The organism is Sphingomonas hankookensis (assembly GCF_001619955.1).
In the GTDB taxonomy this organism is placed as follows: domain Bacteria; phylum Pseudomonadota; class Alphaproteobacteria; order Sphingomonadales; family Sphingomonadaceae; genus Sphingomonas; species Sphingomonas hankookensis_A.
The window spans coordinates 1-13,372 of sequence record NZ_LQQO01000018.1; the positions used below are offsets into that span (position 1 = coordinate 1).

Genomic DNA, 13,372 nt, shown 5'->3' on the forward strand with positions numbered 1-13,372 from the left:
CTTCTGGCTGTAATCAACGAGTCCTGACTCTAGGCGACAGATGGCGTAGGGCAGTGTCGAGCACCTCGCGCAAGGCGTCGACCAGCGGTCGGCTTTTCTCCTGTCGGGCTCGACAACGCACATCGGGCGGTTGGCCGCGGACCTCGGCCTCGACGACATAAAGCGCGCCGATACGCTCGAGTATGTCGGTGGTCAGCGGCGTGGGCGACCGCTCGTGCAGGTCGAAGACCTTGCGCCGGAAATGCGCCCAGCACGCGACCTCGCTGACGCCATCATGATACAGTCCGTCATAACCGGCATAGGCATCGGCCTGTAGAAAGCCGCGGAAACCGGCGAGATGGGACGTTGGGTGCGCGGCGGTGCGGTCTGGCGTGAAGCGATACCAGGTCGCGCGCGGTGCCGTGCCGCCGGACGCCCGGTCGTCGGCCGCATAGACCCACAGCCGCCCGGTGGCGGTCTTGCCTCGGCCGGGGTCGAGTACCGGCACCGGCGTGTCGTCGGCGTGAATCTTGTCGGCCTTGAGCACTTCGTCGCGGATGCGGCTGACGATGGGGTCGAGGAGCCCGGCAGCCTGTCCGGTCCAGCCCGCCAGCGTCGAGCGGTCGACGTCTAACCCTTGCGCCGCCATCATCTCGGCCTGGCGGTACAGCGGCAGGTGGTGGTCGAACTTGGAGACGACGACGTGCGCCAGCGTGGCGAAGGTGGCCTTGCCGCGTGCCACGGCGCTGACCGGGGCGGGAGCCTGGACGATCTTCTCACATATCCGGCAGCTGTATTTGGGGCGGACGTTGCGCACGACGCGCCAGCGCACCGGCACGATGTCGAGCATCTCGTGCGCGTCTGCCCCAAGCGGCCGCAGCGCACCACCACAGTCTGGGCAGGTACAGGGGCCCGACGTCGGCTCGTGGACGACCTTCTCGCGCGGCAGGTGTCCCGGCAGACTACGGACGGGCACCGGCCGAACCGCCACGCCAGGGTCAACCATCTCAAGCCCAGGCGCATCGCGCTCGGTCTCGAGTTCCTCCAGCGCCAGTTCGAGCTGCTCGATCTCGCGCCCCAGCTTCTCGGACGAGGCGCCGAACTGCATCCGCCGCAGCCGCGCGATCTGTCCGCGCAGGGTATCGATGAGCAGGTCGCGAGCGGCCAGCGCGGCATTGGCCCGGGCGAGCGAAGCCTCCAGCGCGGCGATCCGCGCGGTGGCATCTGCTATGGAAACAGGCGCTTCCGACACGCTGTCTCCATAGCAGATTGCAGGTCGCTGGGCGAGGGAAAGTGGCGCAAAACCGCCGTTCTTACCCCGCCAGTGTCGGCGTGAACGTCCGCTCAGGCCGACGCCAGTCGATGCCTTCCAGCAGCATCGACAATTGCGCCGGCGTCAGTGTCACGGTGCCGGTCGCGGTCACTGGCCAGACGAAGCGGCCCCGGTCGAGCCGCTTGGAAAACAGGCAAAGACCTTGCCCATCGAACCACAGCAGCTTGACCAGATGACCGCGCTTGCCGCGGAACGCGAACAGCGCACCCGAATGCGGGTTCTGCGCCAGCACCTGCTGCACCAGCACCGCCAGGCCGTCGAACCCCTTGCGCATGTCCGTCACGCCGCACGCCAGGAACACCCGCGTTGGCAACGGCACCGGGCTCACCGCAGCACCGACAACACCCGTGCCAGCGCACCTGCATCCACGCTCGCATCGACGCTCACCCGCACGCCGCCCGGCAACTCGATCTGGATGAGCCCCGAGGCACATGGCAGCGGCTGCGGCGCTGGCGGCGTCAGTTCCGCCACCTGCACTGCAGCAAACACCGGCAACGACGGCATCGCTCCGGCCAGCTTGCCTTCGCGCAACTGCTTGCGCCACGTGTAGATCAGGCTGCTCGATACCTCACGCCGCGCAATGACATCGCAGACCCGAACCCCCGGCCGAAACGCCTCGGTCAGGATCTCCAACTTCTCCGCATCTGACCATCGGCGCCGGCCCGACACCTGACCGACCACCTCCATTCGACCAGTCATACGAGTGCTCGTATGACTGGTCGTAGAACCGAAAATTTCCCGCAACACCCGCGCCCTCGTCAAAGACGACAAGCATCCCGAAGGCTAAGACCACCGCAAGGCGGCCTACCGGCCACGCTTACAGTTGGCGCTTATGTCTGTGCAATACGTCGCACGCAATCAGCCGATATCGCCGTCATTGTTTCGACAGTCGGGAGCGCGCGTGGGTGTCGATGGTCGACACTATCAATTACTGACAAACAGAAATCACATGTTCGGATAGTTCGGGCCACCGCCGCCTTCCGGCACAACCCAGTTTATATTCTGCGTCGGATCCTTGATGTCGCACGTCTTGCAGTGAACGCAGTTTTGAGCGTTGATGACGAACTTGGGACTGCCGTCCGCAACACCGACCACTTCGTAGACACCGGCCGGGCAGTAGCGCTGGGACGGTTCGTCGTAAAGCGGTAGGTTGTAGGCGATCGGGATCGAGGGATCACGCAGCTGCAAGTGGATGGGCTGATCCTCCTCGTGGTTCGTGTTCGACAGGAAAACCGAGGAGAGACGGTCGAAGGTCAGGACGCCATCGGGCTTGGGGTAGACCGGCGGTTTCACTAGGGCCTTCCGTTCCAGCGTGTCATGGTCGGGATGATGATGCAGGGTGAAAGGCATCTTCAGCCCGAAATGCTCCAGCCACATGGTTATGCCGGACAGGCCGGAGCCGACGAAATCCCCGAACTTCTTGACCAGCGGCACGACGTTGCGGACGACGGACAGCTCCTTCTTCAGCCAACTCGTCTCGAACGCAGCCGGATAGGCGGCGAGTTCGTCGCCTTCGCGCCCCGCCCGGATTGCTTCGAACGCGGCCTCAGCAGCCATCATCGCGGACTTCTGCGCGCCGTGCGTGCCCTTGATGCGCGGTACGTTGAGGAAGCCGGCGGAGCAGCCGATCAGCGCGGCGCCGGGGGCGACCAGCTTAGGGATCGACTGGAGACCCCCGTCATTGATCGCGCGCGCTCCGTACGAGACGCGGCGGCCACCCCCCAGCAGGTCGGCGATGGCGGGATGCGTTTTCCACTTCTGCATTTCCTGAAAGGGGGACAGATACGGATTGGTATAGCCGAGCCAGGTGACGAAGCCGATCGACACCTGGCCATTTGCCTGATGATAGATCCAGCCGCCGCCGTTTGCGTCGCTGCCCAAGGGCCAACCCTGCGTATGCACCACCTTGCCGGGTTCATGCTTCGCGGGATCGATGTCCCACAGCTCCTTGATGCCGAGGCCATAGACCTGTGGGTCACTCTCGGCGGCGAGATCGAAGGTCCGGATCAGTTCTTTGGTTAGGTGACCGCGCACGCCTTCGGCGAAGAAGGTGTATTTCGCGTGAAGTTCTAGACCGGGCTGATAGTCGCCCTTGCGCGTGCCGTCGCGGGCGACACCCATGTCGCCCGTCGCTACACCCTTCACGCGCCCATCCTCGTGAAACAGGATCTCGGCGGCTGCGAAGCCGGGGAAGATTTCCACGCCCATCGCCTCGGCCCGGCCGGCGAGCCAGCGGCACAGATTGCCGAGCGAGCCCGTGTACGTTCCCTTGTTGTGAAGGAAGGGCGGCGTCCAGAGATGCGGCAGGTTGAACTTCTTCCTGGTCGTCAGCACCCAATGATGGTTCTGCGTCACCGGCGTTTCGGCAAGCGGGCAATCGGTCTCCCGCCAGTCGGGGATCAGTTCGTCGAGGGCACGCGGGTCGATGACCGCTCCCGACAGGATGTGCGCGCCGACCTCCGACCCCTTTTCGAGAACGCACACCGACATGTCGGTACCCGCCGCTTCGGCGAGTTGTTTCAGCCGGATCGCGGCCGTCAGACCGGCGGGGCCGGCACCAACGATCACCACGTCGTAGGGCATTGATTCCCGTTCGTTCATGCCTTGCACTCCCGCGTCGTCATGTAGCCCACCTCGCTTCCGGATCCGCTCGAAATGGGCGTTCCGTCTTGAAGCTCGTCAAGCGAGGAGCAGGGCGGGATCGACCGCATAAAGTTCGGCCGACGAGGCTCGCGCGGCCGCCGCCAAACCCAAGGCTTCGGGCACGATCTGGTTGAGATAGAAGGCGGTCGTTGCCTTCTTGGCCTGCCATAAATCGTCATCCGAAGCTGCTCGACCCTGCGCTTCCATCAACCACCCACAGACCGCGACCGACAACATCGTCAGGAACGGATAGCTGGCCGCCAGGCGGTCGTCCGCATCGGCACCCGCTAGCCGACGTCCCGTCTCGTCGCACACGTCGATCAGTTCCGTCAGTGCGGCGGTCTGAGACGTTTCACGCATGTCGGCAATCAGGGAAGCGAACGCCGAACCGTTCCCCATTCCGAGCTTACGACCGACCAGGTCCGCAGCCTGGATGCCGTTCGTGCCTTCGTAGATCGGGGTGATGCGAGCGTCCCGGAAGTATTGTGCCGCTCCGGTCTCCTCGACATATCCCATCCCGCCATGCACCTGCACACCAATCGATGCGATCTCGTTGCCGAGGTCCGTGGCATGAGCTTTCGCAAGGGGCGTGAGGATCTCGAGGCGCTCGCGCGCAGCGGCGTCGCCGAGCGTCGTCCGGTCCACTTGGGCCGCAGCGTAGTATACCAGCGCACGTGCGGCCTGGGTCTGCGCCGCCATGCGCATCAGCATGCGACGGACGTCAGGATGGTCGGCGATTCGGACCGGTTTGCGGTCGGTAGCCCCGGATCGTGCGGACTGCACCCGCTCCAACGCATAGGTAACGGCTTTTCGGGTAGCAGCCTCCCCGATCTGCACGCCCTGCAGACCGACGTTCAGTCGAGCGTTGTTCATCATCGTGAACATCGCCCGCATTCCGCCATGCTCAGGACCGATGAGTTCGCCGACGCAGTCGTCGTTGTCGCCGAAGCTCAAGACGCAGGTCGGGGACGCATGAAGTCCCAGCTTGTGCTCGATGGAGACTACCTTGACGTCGTTGAACGCCCCGAGATGGCCCTCCTTGTCGAGGCGGAACTTCGGAACCAGGAACAGCGAGATGCCACGCGTTCCGGCCGGAGCATCAGGAGTACGAGCCAGAACGAGATGGACGATGTTGTCGGCCAGGTCGTGATCACCGAACGAGATGAAGATCTTTGTGCCCTTGATGGACCACGTGCCGTCGCCCCGCGGCACGGCTTGCGCGCGTAGCGCTCCCACGTCGGATCCCGCCTGTGGCTCGGTCAAGTTCATCGTACCGGTCCAGGCACCGGTTGCCAGCTGCGGCAGGAATTTTGCCTGCTGTTCGGGCGTACCGTGGTGAACCAGCGCCTCGATGGCACCAACCGTCAGCGTAGGACACAGGGCGAAACCGGGGTTGGCAGTGCCCAGCAGTTCCAGCACCGCGGTCTGCAACGTAAACGGTAGCCCCTGCCCACCATGCTCTTCGGGCACTCCGATGGTACCCCATCCGCCTTCCACGTACGCGCGATAGGCCTCCGGATACCGGTCGGGAAGGACAACCCCCTGCTCAGTCCACTTGGCGCCGACCGTGTCTCCTGCGTGGTTGAGCGGAGCCCAGACCTCGGTCGCGAAGGTGGCCGCCCCCTCGATTATCGCCTCGATGACGTCGTCGCTGGCGGCGGCAAAACGTTCGCTCTGGGCCAGATGCCCGATCTGGGCAACGTGGTCGAGGACGAAGCGGATTTCGCTCGTTGCTGCGATCGCTGTGCTCATGCTCCGGCTACCTTCGACTGTGCTTCCACCGCGGCCGCAGCATCGGCCGCTAGCGCAATGGCGATCTCACGAAGCGCTTTCTTGTCGATCTTGCCGACGCTGGTCCTGGGTAGACCGTCTGCAACATGGATGATCGATGGAATGGCGTATCGGCTTATTTGTCCGGCCACTGCTTGTTTCGATAAAGCGTCGTAAAGCCGCTCCTCCGAGATGATTTCGTCGGGTGCGGCTGTCACGAATGCGATAGGACGCTCGCCCCAGCGGGGATGGGCGATGCCTACGACAGCGGCCTCGGAAACCGCTGCATCCTCCATGAGGCGCGCCTCCAGGTCGATTGAGGAGATCCATTCTCCGCCCGACTTGATGACGTCCTTCAGACGGTCGACGATGCGGATGGCGCCGTCGGCGTCCTTTTCGGCCACGTCCCCGGTATGTAGCCACCCGTCTTCCCAAAGCGTGTCGGATGCGTCCTGGCTGCCGTACCCTTGCGTCAACCAAGGTGCACGCAGGACGAGTTCTCCGCCACGTTTTCCATCAATCTTCGCGTAGACCAACGGGAGGGCGAATCCTGCACGACTAAGACCGTGCGAGTCCTCGGCCTCACCCCGCGCAAGTGCGATCACCGGTCCGGTCTCCGACATGCCGAACCCCGCAAGCGTCGTTATACCGACCTCGAACGCTTCCTCCACCAACGCCGGTGGCAGAGCCGATCCGCCGATAACGATAGTCCACGGTCCAAGCGGTTCGCCAGCGGCGGCATCGATAAGCATGCGAAGCAGCGTTGGAACGCAGTGAGAGAAGCTGACGTCCTCCGTGCGCCGAAGCCGCAGCAGGGTCGAGGGATCGTAACGTCCGGGATAGACCTGCTTGAGACCTAGCATCGTGACGGCGTAGGGGGCGCCCCACGCGTGGACATGGAACATCGGCGTGATCGGCATGTACACGTCGGCCCGTGTCAGGTTCTGGCCTTGAGGTTGACTGGCGAGAGTCGACGTGAAGGCCAGCGTGTGCAGCACGAGCTGGCGGTGGGTGAAGAAGACCTGCTTGGGATCTCCGGTCGTGCCCGTCGTGTGGAACGTCGTCGCGATGGCGTTCTCGTCGAAGTCCTCGAACTCGTAGGTCGGATCGGTCCCGTCGAGCCATTCCTCGTACGACTGCACGCCCGGAGTGGTCATCGGAATCGCTTCGCGAAGCCCCGGTAGATGTGAGCAGATTGCGTCACACAGTGGGCGGAAGTCGTCGTGGTACAGCACGACCGATGCTCCGGACTGCTGCAAGGTGTACCCAATCTGCATGGGTGACAGCCGGACGTTCACCGTCTGCAGGATCGCGCCCATCATCGGTATCGCGAAGTAGCATTCGAGGTAGCGGTGACTGTCCCAGTCCATCACGGCGATCGTGTCGCCCGGACGGACGCCGCGCGCCGCCAGCGCCGTCGCCAGACGACGCACCCGGTCAACGAATTGACGATAGGTGAAACGCAGTCCTCCGCTGACGATCTCCGCGCTGCTCTGCTCGGCCACGTTCGCGAGCAGATGGCGGATGAGCAACGGGAAGGCGTATGCGTCCCTACCCGCGGTCTGAAGTATCTTTGGCTGGCTCACCGCGTCATCCGTATCGTTCGAGTTGTCTTGGACGCCCCGCCCGAAACCGGGCGGGGCGCGTGGATCAGAAGTTGAAGTTGATGCCGGCGGTATAGAACCGTCCGATCACGTCGTAGAGTTGCGGGTTCGTCCTGTTGTACTGGATCAGCGTTCCGGTCGGAGCGAGCGGCGGATCCTGATCGAACAGGTTGTTTACCGTCAGGTAGAAGCGGAACTTTGGGGCGACCTTGAACGACGCCGTGAGGTCCGTGTAGAACACGTGGTCGACGGTGTTGTCCTCGATCGTGGTCGGCTCGCTTCGGGTGACGTCGTAGCGACCGGCACTGATGAAGCGCTCTTGCGCGAACAGTTCGAACGTGTCGGACGTCCACGTCACGTTGCCGACCACGTTCCACCTCGGGTTGCTACTAAGTCCGACTTCCCCGGCCCGATCGACAATATTGCCGTTGGTGAAGATCTGCTGCTGCTTCTCCAGATAGCTGGCGACCACCCGAAAGCCGGCCTTGCCGCCGAAGACGTCGCCTGACGGACGATAGCCGACCTCGATATCGACGCCGCTCGCCTTCAACTCGTTGAGGTTCAGGGTCGGACTCGTGATGCGCGTGATCGTCCCGGCCGCGTTCCGGGTGATGTTGGCGCACAAGGCGTCGTTACCCGCGCGGCACTGGTCGAGGGTCAGCTGCGGCGTCAGCGACGTGATGATCCCCGACACATTGATCGAATAGTAGTCAGCGGACAGCGTCAGCCCCGGCGCGAAGTCTGGCTGCAGGACGATGCCGCCGGTGTAGGTCTTCGCGATCTCCGGCCGGAGATCGGCGTTGCCGAGCGTCGCCAGAATGATCGGAACCGTGACGTTGTTCTCGATCACCGCGCCTGTCTGCTGCACGATGCCGGCGAACAGTTCGGGCACGTTCGGTGCGCGAATGTCGCGCGACGCGGTTCCCCGCAGACGCAGGCCGGCCACCGGCTCCCAGACCGCGCCGCCCTTCCACGTCGTGACGCCGCCGCTGGTGCTGTAGTTGATGTACCGGACAGCCCCGTTGACGTCGAGTGCGTGGAGGAACGGCTGATCACGCGCGAGCGGGACGGCCGCTTCGCCGAACACCTCCCAGAGGTGGTACGACCCGGCCACCGGGAACACGTTGCTGAGCAGCAGGCCGCCGGGCTGGTTCAGATAGGCCGCGGGAAACCCCCGGATGCCGGTCGCATCGTTCACGCTGTTGGCGAGGTCGTTGGTCGTCTGATCGAGCTCCACGCGCCGATACGTACCGCCCGCTGCGAGGGCCACATCGCCTGCCCAGGTCGCGAACGGGGTCGCGCGGATCGATAGGTCCGCGACGTCCTGCTTCACCGTCGTGCGGAACGCCGGGTTGACCTCGACATAGCGGATCGCCTCCTGGGATGGGGCGCCGACGCCGAACAGGTTGATCGGGACGCAGCCCGGGTACAGTCCCGGATTCGTCAGCGAGACACGGCAGACGATCTGGTTGGTCGCGGGGTCCCGGACCGCGTCGGCAGCGGCGTAGAGGCGTTCGAGCGCCACGTTGTTGTTGGTGCGGATCGTGGTCCGGTTGCGGCCCCGCTCGTAATAGCCATCGATGGTCAACCCACCACCGCCGGTGTACTTGAAGCCTGCGGTCAGATCGAGGGTCCGACCCTTGGCGAGCGCATTCGCCGGCGTGCCGAAATCGAAGTTGACGCGCCCCATCGCGAACGCTGGCGTGTTGGTTTGGGTGAGCACCTGCTGCACGGCGGGGTTCAGGAATGCGTTCCCGCTGAAGATCGTGAAGCCGTTGAATCCGCCCAGATTGAACTGCTGGATCTGATTGTACTCCGTCTTCGACAGGCCGAGGGCCGCCTGCCCGAAGATCGTGAGTGATGGGGTCACGTCGAATTCGGCATGGGTGAAGTAGTTCTGGGTCTCGATCCCGGCAGAGAGGCTCGAGAAGGCCTGCGCGCCGTCGCCACCGACCTGGATGAGACCCGACTGCGCGGTCCCGCGCGAGAACGGGACCAGCGTGCCCCCCGGCCCGAACTGGCGGAGCGCGAGCGGGCCGCTCAGGATCACACCTCCCGGGGACGCGGTCGCGGCCCGCAGATTGTCTCGGAAGATCAGCTGGCCGCGATTGGCCGGATTGTTCAGGAAGCCCGTATTGCTCCGGCCCCATTCGCGATCCGCCAGGCTGCCGATCTGCTGGACATCGTAGTAGGAGGCGCTTGCCACGATACGTCCGCGGTCGTTCGCGAACGACGTACCCGCGCTGACGCTGCCCTTGATGCTCGCGCCATCGCCGCGCTCGGAGACCCCCGACTGCAGCGTCCCCTTGATGCCCTTGAAACGGTTGTCCAACACGAAGTTGACTACGCCCGCGACCGCGTCTGATCCGTAGGCGGCGGACGCGCCGCCCGTGACGATATCGACCCGCTTCACCAGATCGGACGGGAGCAGGTTGACGTCGGTCGCGCCTTCGCGCGAGGACGGTGCTGCACGACGCCCGTCCAAGAGGACCAGGGTACGTTGGACACCGAGGTTCCGGAGGTTCAGGAAGCTGCCGGCGTTCGGGCCGGTCGCGACGACGTTCCCGGTCGTGGGGCGGGTGGATCCGCGAAACGCCGGCAGCATGTTCAGCGACTCCGCGATCAGTCCGGGGTTTGCCTTCACCAGCTGCTCACCCGAGGTGACCGTCACCGGCGTCGGCGCCTGCGAACCATCGGCGATTGCTCGCGAGCCCGTGACGATGATGTCGGCTATCGCATCCTCATCGCCGGATGCCGGCAACGCCTCGGCACTACCCTGGAGCGGGGGCGTGGTGGTCGATGGCGTCGACGATGCGGTCTGCGCCAGCCCAATGGATGACCATGAACACAACGCGAGCGTGCAGATGCCGGCAAAAAGCCTGCTCTTCATAATCCTACTCCCATCAAAGCCGGGGTTCGTTCCCGGTCTCTTGAAGCGGAGGATGACGCCGCCGCGAAACGGCGTCAATCATATTTCTTTGCGTTGCAGGAAATAAGTTGCCGCACGCCGAATCACGTAAAACTTTTTTTCGAAAGCGAGGGCGGTTAAGCGCCACATCCAGCGGCTCTGGCAACGAAAGGGCTACCCAGCGGCCAACGAGGTCGGCACAGCGGCGACATCAGACGGGACAGGATGAATGACGAAGGAGCAGACGGAGACAAAACGCGAGGCGCGCCGTCTTCAGGCGGAACGACGTCAGGATTCGATGACATTGATCCTCGATCATGCCGAAGCGGAATTCGCCGCCAAGGGGTACAACGGCGTCACCATCTCGAGCGTGGCCTCGAGCGCCGGCGTCGACACGTCGCTGATGCGCTACTACTTCGGCGACAAGGAGAAGCTGTTCGCCGCGGTATTCCGTCGGCGTGCCCCGGAAGCGAACGCCGCGCGCCTTGCGGCCTTGGGCGCCTATCGTCCATCGCTCGGCAACGGCGGCACACTCGAGGGTTTGCTCGACGCCTTCATGCGGCCCGCATTCGAGATGGCCGACATTGACGACAAGCATCGGAACTACGCTTCGATCGTCGCCTACGTGAACAGCAGTCGGGGCAAGATGTACGAGCTGATGTCCGAGACGTTCGACCCGGTCTCCTGGGTACTGGTCGACGACATGAAAATCCTCCTGCCCCACGCGTCGAAGGAGAAGCTGTACTGGAGCTATCACTTCCTGACCGGCTCCTTTACGTTCTCGCTAGGGCGGACGGGACGCATAGATCGACTCTCGTCGGGTCTCGTGCATTCGGACAATTTCCTCGGGATAGCCGACCGACTGCCCGTCTTCGTGGCAGCAGGAATCCGAGCGCTCTGTGCACCGGACGGCCCGCCCGATCTCAATTCGCCTTCCGACGAAGACCGATCTCCTACGTAGCCAACCCATCATCATGACGGCAGATCGCGGTGCGCCCACCCGAACCGGAGTACGGGGGTGGAACGGAGTGCGTCACGAGGATCTCCCGATCCCCGTGACGCATCGTCCGATCAAGCTGCGAACTGGTTCATCGTGTTGTGCGCGCCGCCCGCCTTCAGCGCCGCCTCACCAGCAAAGTACTCCTTGTGATCGTCGCCAATGTCCGACCCGCTCATGTTCTGATGCCGGACGCAGGCGATACCCTGCCGGATCTCCTGTCGCTGGACGCCCTTCACATAGCCGAGCATCCCTGCCTCGCCGAAATACTCCTTCGCCAGATTGTCGGTCGACAGAGCGGCGGTGTGGTAGGTCGGTAGGGTGATGAGGTGGTGGAAGATGCCTGCCCGCGCGCTGGCGTCCTTCTGAAAGGTGCGGATGCGCTCGTCGGCTTCCGTTGCAAGGTCGGTCGAGTCATAGTCGGCGCTCATCAGCTTTGTACGATCATAGGTCGAAAGGTCGCGACCCTCGTAAGCCCAGCTGTCGAAGACCTGCTGACGGAAGTTCAATGTCCAGTTGAAGCTCGGGGAGTTGTTGTACACGAGTTTGGCGTTGGGCACGACCTCGCGGATACGATCGACCATGCCGGCGATCTGCTCGATGTGCGGCTTCTCGGTCTCGATCCACAGCAGGTCGGCGCCGTTCTGGAGTGACGTGATGCAGTCGAGGACACAGCGGTCAGCGCCTGTGCCTTCGCGGAACTGGAAGAGGTTCGACGGAAGGCGCTTGGGCCGCATCAGCTTGCCGTCGCGCTCGATCACGACATCGCCGCGCAGTGTCGACAGGTCGCGCACCTCCTCGCAGTCGAGGAACGCGTTGTACTGGTCGCCGAGGTCGCCCTTCTCGCTAGAATAGGCGATCTGCTTGGTGAGCCCAGCGCCGAGCGAGTCGGTGCGGGTCACGATGATCCCGTCGTCCACGCCCAGTTCGAGGAACGCGTAGCGACAGGCACGGACCTTCGCGAGGAAGTCCTCGTGCGGGACGGTCACCTTTCCGTCCTGATGGCCGCACTGCTTCTCGTCGCTGACCTGGTTCTCGATCTGCAGCGCGCAGGCGCCGGCCTCGATCATCTTCTTGGCGAGCAGATACGTCGCCTCCGCGTTGCCGAATCCGGCATCGATGTCGGCGATGATCGGCACGACGTGCGTCTCGTAGTTGTCGATGGCGTGGACGAGCCGCTGGGCCTCCATGTCGTTTCCGCTCTCGCGGACGTGATCGAGCTCCCGGAACATCATGCCAAGTTCGCGGGCATCGGCCTGCTTGAGGAACGTGTACAGTTCCTCGATGAGCGCCGGTACGCTAGTCTTCTCGTGCATCGACTGGTCGGGGAGCGGACCGAAGTCCGAGCGCAACGCCGCCACCATCCAGCCTGAGAGGTACAGGTAGCGCCCCTTGGTGGTGCCGAAGTGCTTCTTGATGCTGATGAGCTTCTGCTGGCCGATGAAGCCATGCCAGCAGCCCAGCGATTGGGTGTAGGCCGCCGGGTCCGCGTCATAGGCCGCCATGTCGCGCCGCATGATGGAGGCCGTATACCTGGCGATGTCCAGGCCTGTGTTGAAGCGGTTCTGCAGACGCATCCGCACCACGGCCTCGGCGTCGATCCCGTCCCATGTGCCGCCTTGCTGACGGATGAGTGCGGAGGTGCGGGCGGTCTGATCCTGGTAAGTCATGTCGAAATCTTCCAAAGGTTTGCGGCCGCGGCATGACGCAGCGCTACTTCCGACGCCGAACTGGCGTAGGGGCGGCGTCGGCCGTTGCGGTTGGTCGTGAAAGCGTCCGCTCGGCGATCAGCCCAGACGGCCCAGGCGATGGTACAGGTTGGAAAACTTCGACGAGCGGGGATCGTCGGCGATCTCCCGGACGTACGCTCCGACCGCTTCCTTCAGGAGACTGAAATCCTCCGTCGAGAACACGGCGCGACTGCGCGGCGGTTCTTTTGTCATCTACTGTCTCCCAATCCGCGATCGGTAATCCGTCACGGTTGGAGTATAAAAAAACATACGGAATCACCAAACCCCAACAGCATCGTGTCGATAAAACAGTCTGGATGTATGGTTTGGCAGTTTTATAACTGTAGTTCTGTAAATAATTTACAAGAGATTCGTAGTGAGCAGCCCCCATCGGGTGGTCCGGGTTAT

The 13,372-nt window shown here is 63.6% G+C and carries 9 protein-coding genes and 1 pseudogene; 1 reads left to right on the forward strand and 9 read right to left on the reverse strand.

The window, feature by feature from the left end; translation table 11 throughout:
• Window positions 1-28: 28 nt before the first annotated feature.
• The 7 genes and pseudogenes from tnpC to AVT10_RS10050 all read right to left on the reverse strand — a co-directional run.
• Window positions 29-1,231 (reverse strand): annotated as a pseudogene (tnpC, locus tag AVT10_RS10020) (IS66 family transposase); the annotation flags it as partial.
• A gap of 61 nt (window positions 1,232-1,292) precedes the next feature.
• Window positions 1,293-1,640: an IS66 family insertion sequence element accessory protein TnpB gene (gene tnpB / locus AVT10_RS10025; RefSeq protein ID WP_066690505.1), complete on the reverse strand. Its 348-nt coding sequence runs from the start codon at window positions 1,638-1,640 to the stop codon at window positions 1,293-1,295.
• Entirely contained in the window at window positions 1,637-1,999 is a 363-nt protein-coding gene (gene tnpA, locus AVT10_RS10030; RefSeq protein ID WP_232307953.1) for an IS66-like element accessory protein TnpA, read from the reverse strand. The genes tnpB and tnpA overlap by 4 nt, the downstream gene beginning before the upstream one ends.
• A 258-nt stretch (window positions 2,000-2,257) precedes the next feature.
• Window positions 2,258-3,913 carry an electron transfer flavoprotein-ubiquinone oxidoreductase gene (locus AVT10_RS10035; RefSeq protein WP_066690508.1) on the reverse strand — a complete coding sequence of 552 codons (1,656 nt, stop codon included), beginning with the start codon at window positions 3,911-3,913 and terminating at the stop codon, window positions 2,258-2,260.
• A gap of 78 nt (window positions 3,914-3,991) precedes the next feature.
• Window positions 3,992-5,707, reverse strand: a complete 1,716-nt coding sequence (locus AVT10_RS10040; RefSeq protein WP_066690511.1) for an acyl-CoA dehydrogenase — start codon at window positions 5,705-5,707, stop codon at window positions 3,992-3,994.
• Window positions 5,704-7,257: a long-chain-fatty-acid--CoA ligase gene (locus AVT10_RS10045; protein WP_232307954.1), complete on the reverse strand. Its 1,554-nt coding sequence runs from the start codon at window positions 7,255-7,257 to the stop codon at window positions 5,704-5,706. The genes AVT10_RS10040 and AVT10_RS10045 overlap by 4 nt, the downstream gene beginning before the upstream one ends.
• A 118-nt stretch (window positions 7,258-7,375) precedes the next feature.
• Window positions 7,376-10,219 carry a TonB-dependent receptor plug domain-containing protein gene (locus AVT10_RS10050; RefSeq protein WP_084401565.1) on the reverse strand — a complete coding sequence of 948 codons (2,844 nt, stop codon included), beginning with the start codon at window positions 10,217-10,219 and terminating at the stop codon, window positions 7,376-7,378.
• A 247-nt stretch (window positions 10,220-10,466) separates the two neighbouring features.
• Between AVT10_RS10050 and AVT10_RS10055 the strand changes: the two genes are divergently transcribed.
• The gene (locus tag AVT10_RS10055; RefSeq protein WP_066690514.1) at window positions 10,467-11,198 is read left to right on the forward strand and encodes a TetR/AcrR family transcriptional regulator; all 732 of its coding nucleotides are present in this window, start codon (window positions 10,467-10,469) and stop codon (window positions 11,196-11,198) included.
• Between the two features lie 110 nt (window positions 11,199-11,308).
• Here AVT10_RS10055 and AVT10_RS10060 read toward each other — a convergent pair whose 3' ends face one another.
• Complete coding sequence (locus tag AVT10_RS10060; protein WP_066690520.1) at window positions 11,309-12,904, reverse strand: isocitrate lyase; 1,596 nt, start codon at window positions 12,902-12,904, stop codon at window positions 11,309-11,311.
• 117 nt (window positions 12,905-13,021) lie between these two features.
• Window positions 13,022-13,177: a hypothetical protein gene (locus AVT10_RS18545; RefSeq protein WP_198158548.1), complete on the reverse strand. Its 156-nt coding sequence runs from the start codon at window positions 13,175-13,177 to the stop codon at window positions 13,022-13,024.
• Window positions 13,178-13,372 lie beyond the last annotated feature (195 nt).

What these genes read in the sequence shown, in the direction of transcription:
- AVT10_RS10040 (WP_066690511.1), bottom strand. Translation starts at nt 5,707, where the DNA reads ATGAGCACAGCGATCGCAGCAACGAGCGAAATCCGCTTCGTCCTCGAC.
- AVT10_RS10035 (WP_066690508.1), bottom strand. Translation starts at nt 3,913, where the DNA reads ATGAACGAACGGGAATCAATGCCCTACGACGTGGTGATCGTTGGTGCC.
- tnpA (WP_232307953.1), bottom strand. Translation starts at nt 1,999, where the DNA reads ATGGAGGTGGTCGGTCAGGTGTCGGGCCGGCGCCGATGGTCAGATGCG.
- AVT10_RS10050 (WP_084401565.1), bottom strand. Translation starts at nt 10,219, where the DNA reads ATGAAGAGCAGGCTTTTTGCCGGCATCTGCACGCTCGCGTTGTGTTCA.
- AVT10_RS10060 (WP_066690520.1), bottom strand. Translation starts at nt 12,904, where the DNA reads ATGACTTACCAGGATCAGACCGCCCGCACCTCCGCACTCATCCGTCAG.
- AVT10_RS18545 (WP_198158548.1), bottom strand. Translation starts at nt 13,177, where the DNA reads ATGACAAAAGAACCGCCGCGCAGTCGCGCCGTGTTCTCGACGGAGGAT.
- AVT10_RS10055 (WP_066690514.1), top strand. Translation starts at nt 10,467, where the DNA reads ATGACGAAGGAGCAGACGGAGACAAAACGCGAGGCGCGCCGTCTTCAG.